Genomic DNA, 9,795 nt, shown 5'->3' with positions numbered 1-9,795 from the left:
TTGAGGGCGACCAGCTGTTGGACCCGCCAGCGCCGTTACCCTCCCCGGGGCCATCCTGAACCGAGACCAGAAACTGTGTGCCGCGAATACCGATAGAACCAACCGGCAGGTTGATTTTCATGGTTTTCGGGTCGTTATGGGCCAGTTTCCCGGTCAGGACACGCACCACACCACGGGTGATGCTGGCACTCATATGGCCCTGATTATTGGCCGGGTCATAGACAAAATCGTCAATGGCGATTTCGCTGTTGGGGCCAATGGTGAAAACGGTTTCATCCATCAGCAATATCTGCATCCCCGATCCCGGCGACGAGGTTATATAGTCGCCCAGATAAATCGGCTGACCGCTTTCAACTTGCGTTCCAACAATGCCCTTGGCCTCGGCCAGTTCAACGTCGCCGCGCACGGCAGCACTTACACCCGCCTGTTCGCCGCGCGCAAAGGCGGGCGGGCTGACCAGCAATGCACAAACAGCAAGCCCGGCCAAGCCAAACCCGACCCGTCCGGTTAGGCAGCAAGCGGGTACATACAACGCCTTAAGGTTTGAAGCGACAGATACGGTCATATTCCGTCTCCGGTTAAAATGCCCAACGGCGCGACAGCAAAAATTGCGTGCGCCAGTTGTCATAGTCGTAGTTGGCAATGTTGGAAGATGTGGCCTGATATTCTTCGGTGATCGACCAGGAAATCGGTGCGATGAACTGATAGATATCCTGGCCGATATCACTGCCAAACCACGATGCTTCAAGCAGGTTTGCCAGGTTGGAACCATAGGAAAGCCGGGCGCGCAAAGGGTAATCCTTGCGTGTTAGCGGTGTGCTGCCCGAAGCAAGGTATGGCTTAGCTCGGCGCCGACGCTGCGATAGGTGTAATAGCTGCGCGCAGCTTCCTTGCGGGCCAGTGTCACGCCAAATGTGGTGCGGTTCTGGTTGTCCCAGGCATAGGTGACGCCGGTTTTCCCCTGATAACGCTGCCCGGATCGCAGGGGCAACGCGCTTGAATCCGGCGTGGCGCCATAACGTTCGTCAAAATAGCTGGTCTGCCCCCAAAGCGTGGTATCGGGCCGGACCTTCCAGTCTGCCCGGAGCCGCACTCCGCGCGAGGTCAGGAATTTTTCATTGTTAAGTTCTGCCGCGGTCTGGATCAGGGTGGGGGTGATGGTCAGATACGGGCTGCGCCAATGGCCGCCAACCTCGAAGCTGGCAGTCCCGACATCAAGGTTATCGAGGCGAACCTGATCATCGTAATATCCCGTTACGCCGGCAAAAATATCATGTCCGGCCTGATAACCCAGATCATAGGTAATGTCGTAATGGGCTGCCCCCATATAACCGATATCGGACTGATGGCGATCTTCGGTATTTGTAATGGGCAGAAGCGACCCCAAAACCATGCGTTCGTCGTTGCTTGGGGCCGAATTGCGGTTGGTATCGTAATGAACGCCAAAGCTGACAGACAGGGTTTGTTTTATCCGCTGGCGGCGTTTTTCGATGGCATCGAGATATTGGTCAATCTGGGCTGCGACATCGGGGCTGATCGGCAGGGCACGCAGTTTTTCAAACTGTGCTTTGGCAATATCAAGACTGTCGAGGCGATACAGGACAATTGCATAATAAAGCCGGACTGGCGCCAGGTCCGGGTCAAGGATCAGAATGCGTTCGAGTGTCGCCGATGCGCCGCGAATATTGCCCTGTGCCATTTGTGCCTTGGCCCAGCGGAAGTTCAGCACAATATTGTCAGGATCACGTAAAATATCGGCAAAGGTAATGCCTTTGCCGTCATCTGTGCTTAACAGAAATTGTGATTTTTCAGCCGCACCGGAAAGTTCCTGAAACTCTTCCTGCATTTGAACTGAACGTTGTGCTGCATCAACAGCAGGCGGTTCCTGCGCCCATGCCCCATTGTTAACGGCCAATACCGACACAATGGTGCACACGGCAGCTGCGGCGTACCTGCCGCACCGAATATTCATCACTAACAATTTAAGTCCCCAATTCGCAGGCAAGCCCAAACCGCCATGGCTGGTTTAGTGTTCGAGCATGCCAACCCCATATTTCTATAACAGCGTAAACGGAACCAACGCGGTTGAAAAGTTCTAGATCACAACGGGGTCGATTAAGGCAGGTATAATGCCGGATTTGCATAAATTTGATGCAAAAACAGACAGGGCGCCGCCGATGATCGGCAGCGCCCTTCTATTATGGCTCGTTTCGTGGGGTGTTCGGGTTACATTGCTGTCCCGCCAACCGTCAGCCCGTCAATGCGCAGGGTGGGCTGGCCCACGCCCACCGGCACACCCTGGCCATCCTTGCCGCAGGTGCCAATGCCGTCATCGAGTTTCATGTCGTTACCGATCATGGAAACTTTGGTCAGGCTATCCGGGCCGTTACCAATCAGGGTGGCGCCTTTGACCGGCGCGCCCAGCTTGCCATTTTCGATCAGATAGGCTTCTGACGCCGAAAAAACAAACTTGCCCGATGTAATATCAACCTGGCCACCGGCAAAGTTTACAGCATAAATGCCCTTTTTCACCGACGAGAGAATTTCTTCGGGGCTATGATCGCCCCCCAGCATATAGGTGTTGGTCATGCGCGGCATTGGCGCATGGGCATAGGATTGGCGCCGTCCGTTCCCGGTTGATTTAACCCCGGTCAAACGTGCATTCAGCCGGTCCTGCATGAACCCTTTGAGGATACCATCCTCGATCAGGACGGTACGCTGGGTCGGGGTGCCTTCATCGTCAATCGATAGCGACCCGCGACGGTCATGGATGGTGCCGTCATCGACCACGGTGACACCGGGCGATGCAATGCGCTGGCCCAAAAGCCCGGCAAAGGCCGATGTGCCCTTGCGGTTAAAGTCACCCTCAAGGCCGTGCCCAATCGCTTCATGCAGCAAAATACCGGGCCAGCCCGGCCCAAGCACAACGGTCATTTCACCGGCAGGCGCGGCAACGGAATCCAGGTTGACTATGGCCTGGCGCAGGGCTTCGTCCACGGCGGATTTCCAGGTTTTTTCGTCAAAGAAACCATCAAAACCAATGCGCCCGCCTTGCCCGTGCGATCCGCTTTCCATGCGGTCGCCATCCTTGACGACAACGGATACGTTAAAGCGCACGAGCGGGCGAATGTCGCCAATGCGCTGCCCGCCCGACCGCCAGATTTGCACAGCCTGCCAGTTGCCCGAAATCGATGCCGACACCTGCGAAACACGCGGGTCTTTGGTGCGTGCATAGGCATCAATCTTGCCCAGCAAATCGACCTTGGCTTCAAAGCTGGCTTCGCCCAGCGGGTTGATATCGGTGTAAAGCGACACATTGGTGCCAATGGACCCCAAATCCACCTTGCCCGACCGGCCCGATCCAACCGCCTTCACGGTTTCTGCCGCGCGGCCAACGGCGGCGTTGGACAATTCGTTGGAATGGGAAAAGGCAGTGGCTTCATCGGCGACGGCGCGCAGGCCAAAACCCTGGGCGGTATCAAAATTGGCACTGCGCAGGCGTCCATCATCCCAGGTCAGGCTTTCGGACTGGCGATATTCCAAAAACAGTTCGCCGTCTTCGGCAGTGGCAAGGGCATCATTAACCTGGCTTTCCAGCCGGTCGCGATCAAGTTCGCCCTTGTCGAAAAAGAGGTTATCGGTTTTGCTCAGATCGGTCATGAAACCTCCTTGTCCATCAAATTCGCACTGCGCGGATGACGGGTGATTTTCCCCTGCATGGCAAAAGACATGTAACAGTAATTTCCCTTAGGTTTTGGGGCTTTCTGCTATCGTGGCTTTTCGTTTATACAGGGTTATGTGATCTCTCTATATAGACTGGCGAAGGCGAAGATGAAAGCCCGTGGCAATGTTTGTTGAACATCCCCAGCGTGTCGCACTTCATAACGAAATTCATGCCAGGCCATTTGGCGGGGTCGAAAGCCCGGTTCGGTGCAGCTGTTTGGCCTTTCACGCGGGGGAGGACCTTGATGGCGAGGTGCGCCAGCATTTTCGCATTTTTTGCGAACGCTATACCCTGACCCCACCTGCCGATGACCAGAAATATTACGAAGCCGCATGCGACGGCTTTACCGTGATCTGGGAACGGCACGCCGAATTTACGGTTTATGTTTTTAAACGGCAGGCCCAGTTTGATCAGCCGTTTGACGACCCGGTATTGAACCTGGTGCCGCGCGACTGGCTGGAAACCGTTCCGGGCCAGTTGCTGGTCGGCTTGCATATAGCGATGGATCGCAAGGACCGCAGCAGCGATGATATTGCCCGCCTGTTTGATTATAACGGTTTAACAGGCAGCCGCGTTCTGGGGCGCGGCGCATTGATATGGACGGACTTTCGCCTGCATGGTGATGGTTTTGGCCGCATACTGGTGCGTGATAACGGGTTGGAACCGTTACAGGCCGGGCGGCTGATTCAACGGCTTCAGGAAATTGAAGTTTATCGCATGATGGCCCTGCTGGCATTTCCGCTGGCCCATTGTGCCACGCCCAAGGTGTCGGAAATTGATACCCGTCTGTCATCCATTACGGCTGAAATGGCCAGCAAAACCCACACCAATGACGAAGAAACCTTGCACAAGCTGACGGACCTTGCTGCCCAGACCGAAGAAATGGCCGCGTCGCTGAATTATCGGTTTGGGGCGGCACGGGCCTATTATCGTATTTTGCAGGCGCGCCTTGGTGAATTGCGCGAAGAACGCATCGAAGGCATGCAAACCCTAAGCGAATTTATGGAACGCAGGTTGGCCCCGGCGATGCGCACCTGCCAGAATATCGGCGACCGGCTGGAAGTTTTGTCCAAACGTGTCGCGCGGGCCAATAATCTTTTACGGACCCGGGTGGATATATTGCTGGAGGCGCAAAACCGCGATTTGCTTGCCAGTATGGACCGGCGGGTAAAATTGCAATTACGCCTGCAACAAACGGTCGAGGGGTTATCGGTTGCCGCCATTACCTATTATGCGGTCGGTCTGCTGGGATATTTGTTCAAGGCGTTGAAAGGGGCAGGTATCGCACTGAATGATACCGTTGCCAGCGGCGCATCGGTGCCGGTGGTACTGGCAATCATCTGGTTTTCCATGCACCGCATTAAAAAAGCCCTGCACCGGGAGGACGGGCAGGGCTAATTCGATTGTTTCATGCCGCCTGCCAGTTTTTCTGGCGAAAACAGGCAGCGACGGGTGCGTTTTTATCAGGCCGGATCGCGCAGTTTGTAGGCGCAAAACGTTGCTGCGGTAATCAGGATAACAGCCCCGGCCTGGTGGGTTACGCCCAGTGGCAACCACACAACACTTAGCAATGTCGAAATGCCAAGGGCGACCTGTAAACACACGGCGGCCAGCATCAGGTGGCAGGCCCGTTTTTGATCGGCAGAAAGATCCAGCCGGATGGTGCGCCACCAGAAAAACAGCACGACAAAAAAGGTCAGTTTTGCCAGCCAGCGATGATCAAACTGGATGGTTTTGACATCCTCGAACGGGGCCATCCAGGCCGGGTCAAAGGCAAATAACCCGTCGGGGATTAAATGCCCGTCCATCAGCGGGAAGGTATTATAGATAAACCCGGCATTGGTCCCGGCAACAAAGCCGCCCGACAATGCGGTAAACACAATTAACGCCAGCACACCCAGAATGCGGCGCGATTTGGCGGTGGCACCGGAACGCGGGGCATATTGCTGCAAGCCGACCCATAACAGGGCGATAAAAATGATAAGGGCGAGGCCGAAATGCGCCGTGAGCCGGTATTGGCTGACATCGGGGCGATCGACAAGACCGCTCATCACCATGTACCAGCCCATCACACCTTGCAGGCCGCCCAGCACAAACAGACCGGCCAGCTTCCATTTGGTGGTGCCATCAATGCTGCGTTTAACCAGAAACCATACAAAGGGGATGAAAAACACCACGCCAATTAACCGGCCCCACAGGCGATGGATAAATTCCAGCCAGAAAATCGATTTGAAATCGGCCACCGACATCCAGCCATTCACTTTTTGAAACTCGGGATACTGGCTGTATTCCTGATACAGGCGTTGCCAGTCGCCTTCATTAAGGGGCGGGATGATGCCGGTAAATGGATGCCATTCAACAATCGAAAGACCGGACTCGGTTAACCGGGTCAGCCCGCCAATCACCACCATGACAAACACCATGAAGGCACAAAAAAACAGCCACATTGCAACGGCACGGTGCGGTTGCGGGGCGGCAATGTTTATGCCGCTGGCGGAATGAAAGGTGGGGGAAACACTGCGCGACATTGAATCCTCTGGCTCAGCCAATGCAAATTTCGTCGGCACTATAGGACGAAACAATTCTGTTTTGTACGAAAAGCCGCATGTATCCGTCCTGATTGCCCAATCACGAAGCTGTTATCGGGCGCTAAGGGGCAAGATTGCCGTTTTTCTGTGGTTGGGCGAAATAAACACTTAATTATTGTTGAATGTTAATAAAACACATAAAAAATGTATTGAATTGAATAAAACACACCTTCATAGTGCAATCAACAAACAGAAAACCGTATTTAGAGGATCGACGATGTTTCCCATCAATCTGGACCTTGGCCGCCTGTCGGTGGCTCTGGTTGGCAACGGCGAGGCTACGCTGAACCGTTTGCGCCAGCTTGACGGTGATGGGGCCAAATATGTCACCGTTTATAGCGAAGACCCGAGTGCCGAACTGGCCGAACAGGCGGGCGACCGCCTGCACCGTTATCTGCCCAATTCGGCCGATATTAACGCCGTAGCCATCATGTTTGTGGTGGACCTGCCCGAGGCCCGGGCAGCCGAACTTGCCACAACCGCCCGCGCCGTTGGCACCATCGTCAATGTCGAGGACGTAAAGGATTACTGCGATTTTTTTAACCCGGCCCGTGTTCAGCGCGGCGATCTGGTCATTACGGTTTCGACCAATGGTGCCAGTCCCCGTCTGGCAGGGCGCATTCGGAGGGCGATTGAAAACTGGCTGTCTCCGCATTGGGGCGACCGTTTGGGCGAACTGGCAAGCCAGCGTGCCAAATGGCGCAAATCCGGTGCGGATATGAAGCAGCTTGTGCGCCTGACAGATGATTATATAGATCGCCGGGGGTGGTTGTAATGGCTGCTTTGAGAGAGGAAGAAGTCGTCACCGGTGGCAGCATGACAGTTGACGAAACGACCGAGCGTGCCCGCACATTGCTTGATCGTTATGGCCACCTGCAGGGAATTTCCCTGATTGAACCGATGGTCCACGAAGAATTTGCCGGCAAGATCACCATGACGTCATCGTTTGGGACAGAGGCCGCCGCGCTGTTGGCGCTAGTGGCCGAAGTTGACTCGAACCTGCCGGTGATTTTTCTTGATACCCGTAAATTGTTTGGTGAAACCCATCGCTACCGCGAACAATTGGTGGACCAACTGGGCCTGACCAATATTCGCATCATGCGCCCCGATGAAGAAAAACTGAAAGCCGAAGACCCCAACGGCATGTTGTTTGCCAAAGATGGCAATCGCTGCTGCTTTATTCGCAAGGTCGAGCCACTGCAACGCGCCCTTCAGGGCTATGATGCGTGGCTGACCGGGCGCAAACGCTTTCACGGTGGCGAACGGGGTACCTTGCCGGTGATCGAAACGGCAGGAACCCGGATCAAGGTAAACCCGCTGGCTGGTTATAACCGTCAGGATATCGAAGATATCTTTGATAACCGGGCCTTGCCGCGCCATCCGCTGGAAGCCGAAGGCTATATGTCAATCGGCTGCATGCCGTGTACCGACCGGGTGGATGCCAGTGTTTCCGATGTTCGCGCAGGCCGCTGGGCCGGGCAGGACAAAACCGAATGCGGCATTCACTATATTATTTGATCATATGGCGGGGTGTTCCGTTATCATGCCAGTTGGCCTTGCCCGTGTTATCCGGGCAAGGCCATTTTTTTGATTATACGCGGGTGGTTTTGGTCGTTTGCCCCTGTTGCATGGTATTCGCCGTGGGGTTGCGAAAACCGCATCTCAGGCCTCGATCGGAATTAAGGGCTACATCTGCGCATCTTCAGGCGCTGATATTGTTGCGCTTTTGCCAATATTGCTTTTTTCGCGCCGGCACCGTTCGGAGCAGTATTTAACGTCTTGCCAGCAATCCTTCCATTTTTTGCGCCAGCTAAAGGGGCGCTGGCAGACCAGGCAGGTTTTGGTGGGCAGGTCGGATTTTTTCTTCATGACAGGCTTTTTAGAAACCGGTTGGCGTCATCGGCGATGGCCTGTTTTTTATCATCCCCCATGCGGTCATAGGTTTTATACATCATGCCCACACGATGGTTATCGGCCAGCTTGGTGCGATTGCGCGCCAGAAAATCCCAGTAAAGGTAATTAAACGGGCAGGCATCAGGCCCGTTCTTTTTGCTGACTTTGTATGAACAGTTGTCGCAGTAATTCGACATTTTGCTGATATAGCCACCACCTGCTGCATAGGGTTTGCTGGCAAGATAACCCCCGTCGGCAAACAGGATCATGCCGCTGACATTGGGCATTTCCACCCATTCAAAGGCATCGGCATAAACGATTAAAAACCATTCATTGACGTCTCGGGGGGAAATGCCTGCCAGCAGGGCAAAATTGCCCAGCACCATCAGGCGTTGAATATGATGGGCATAGGCATTTTTGCGGGTTTCAAGCACGCATTGGCGCAGGCAGTTCATTTTGGTTTGCGCGGTCCAGTAAAATTCCGGCAGGGCGGCGGTTGCTTCAAAATAGTTTTCATCGCCATAGCCCGGCATCCTAAGCCAGTAAATACCCCGGACAAATTCCCGCCATCCCAAAATCTGGCGAATGAAACCTTCGGCCGCATTTAACGGCACATCACCACGATAATAGGCGTTTTCTGCCGCCTTGATGCATTCAAGCGGTAAAAGCAGACCGCAATTGAGATAAAAAGCCAGATGGGCGTGAAACATCCAGGGCTGGTTTTGCACCATTGCATCCTGATAATCGCCAAACTGTGCCAGCCGCTGATTGATAAACTGGTCAAGTGCATTAAGCGCCTGCTGGCGCGTAACAGCAAAATGAAAAGGCTGAAGGTCGCCAAAATGGCTGCCAAATCGCGCCGCAACCAGATCAAGAACATCATTTGTGATGTCATCGGGCCGGGACTGGTACGGGGCGGGAATATCCATGTCGTTTTTGGGTGGTTTGCGGTTTTGTGTGTCAAAGTTCCATTGCCCGCCCACCGGTTTGCCATTTTCCAGCAAAATGCCGTGTTTTTTGCGCATCTCGCGATAGAAAAATTCCATGCGCAATTGCGTCCGGTCTTTGGCCCAGTCGCGAAATTCATCAAGGCCGCACAGAAACCGGTCATCGTCACGAATTTCAACTGGCAGGGCGAATGCTTTCTGCCAGGTTTTCATATCCTGCAACACGCGATATTCGCCGGGATGGGTGACAATGATTTGTTCTGGCGCATGGCGGGCGATGGCGCGGTTTACTTCACCGCGAAAGGAGCCACTATTTTCGGCGTCATCCAGTTGGATGTAATCAATATTGTACCCCGTCTTGCGCAAATCACGGGCAAAATGGCGCATGGCAGAAAACAGAAAAGCGATTTTCTTTTTGTGATGGGCAACATAGGTGGCTTCATCCCACACTTCGCACATCAAAATGGTATCGCGGGTTTTATCGCAACCCGTAAGGCAGGAAATAGATTGCGACAACTGATCGCCCAGAATAACCCGCAAACGTCCCATAACCACCTGCTGCTTGTCGCTTTAAACACTGCATGTCTATACGGTGTCGCACAGTGGGTCGGTTCAAATGGTTATGCCCTGTAACTTGCGAAAC

10 protein-coding genes are annotated in these 9,795 nt (G+C 54.1%); 3 read left to right on the top strand and 7 right to left on the bottom strand.

What is annotated here, in order from left to right:
- The 4 genes from THS27_RS25105 to tldD form a co-directional block, all read right to left on the bottom strand.
- Window positions 1-565, bottom strand: a 565-nt coding sequence (locus THS27_RS25105) for a FecR domain-containing protein (protein ID WP_210403013.1), incomplete at its 3' end; no start/stop codon positions are given.
- A gap of 13 nt (window positions 566-578) precedes the next feature.
- Window positions 579-791, bottom strand: a complete 213-nt coding sequence (locus THS27_RS25100) for a hypothetical protein (protein WP_085595606.1) — start codon at window positions 789-791, stop codon at window positions 579-581.
- Window positions 792-808: 17 nt separating this feature from the next.
- Complete coding sequence (locus THS27_RS25095) at window positions 809-1,936, bottom strand: M48 family metallopeptidase (protein ID WP_085595604.1); 1,128 nt, start codon at window positions 1,934-1,936, stop codon at window positions 809-811.
- A 290-nt stretch (window positions 1,937-2,226) separates the two neighbouring features.
- Window positions 2,227-3,660 (bottom strand): metalloprotease TldD, encoded by a 1,434-nt coding sequence (gene tldD / locus THS27_RS25090; protein ID WP_085595602.1) that lies wholly within the window; start codon window positions 3,658-3,660, stop codon window positions 2,227-2,229.
- 187 nt (window positions 3,661-3,847) lie between these two features.
- Here tldD and THS27_RS25085 point away from each other — a divergent pair, with 187 nt between their 5' ends.
- On the top strand, window positions 3,848-5,122 hold the full coding sequence (locus THS27_RS25085) for a DUF3422 family protein (RefSeq protein WP_085595600.1): 1,275 nt from the start codon (window positions 3,848-3,850) through the stop codon (window positions 5,120-5,122).
- Between the two features lie 65 nt (window positions 5,123-5,187).
- On the opposite strand, the gene THS27_RS25080 is transcribed toward THS27_RS25085, so the two are convergent.
- Complete coding sequence (locus THS27_RS25080; protein ID WP_246833106.1) at window positions 5,188-6,252, bottom strand: COX15/CtaA family protein; 1,065 nt, start codon at window positions 6,250-6,252, stop codon at window positions 5,188-5,190.
- 277 nt (window positions 6,253-6,529) lie between these two features.
- Here THS27_RS25080 and THS27_RS25075 point away from each other — a divergent pair, with 277 nt between their 5' ends.
- Complete coding sequence (locus tag THS27_RS25075) at window positions 6,530-7,087, top strand: bifunctional precorrin-2 dehydrogenase/sirohydrochlorin ferrochelatase (protein WP_085595598.1); 558 nt, start codon at window positions 6,530-6,532, stop codon at window positions 7,085-7,087.
- On the top strand, window positions 7,087-7,830 hold the full coding sequence (locus tag THS27_RS25070) for a phosphoadenylyl-sulfate reductase (RefSeq protein WP_085595596.1): 744 nt from the start codon (window positions 7,087-7,089) through the stop codon (window positions 7,828-7,830). The genes THS27_RS25075 and THS27_RS25070 overlap by 1 nt, the downstream gene beginning before the upstream one ends.
- A 168-nt stretch (window positions 7,831-7,998) precedes the next feature.
- Here the strand turns inward: THS27_RS25070 and THS27_RS25065 are convergent, their stop codons facing one another.
- Both THS27_RS25065 and THS27_RS25060 read right to left on the bottom strand, forming a co-directional pair.
- A complete protein-coding gene (locus THS27_RS25065) occupies window positions 7,999-8,181 on the bottom strand; it encodes a DUF2256 domain-containing protein (protein ID WP_085595594.1) in 183 nt (60 codons plus the stop codon).
- Complete coding sequence (locus THS27_RS25060) at window positions 8,178-9,701, bottom strand: cryptochrome/photolyase family protein (RefSeq protein ID WP_085595592.1); 1,524 nt, start codon at window positions 9,699-9,701, stop codon at window positions 8,178-8,180. Before THS27_RS25060 ends, THS27_RS25065 begins: the two co-directional genes overlap by 4 nt.
- Between the last annotated feature and the right edge of the window lie 94 nt (window positions 9,702-9,795).

The sequence above is a fragment of the Thalassospira sp. MCCC 1A01428 genome, from assembly GCF_002115825.1.
GTDB lineage: Bacteria > Pseudomonadota > Alphaproteobacteria > Rhodospirillales > Thalassospiraceae > Thalassospira.
The sequence above is the reverse complement of the archived record's forward strand: the minus strand, read 5'-3'. Positions and strand labels throughout refer to the sequence as shown.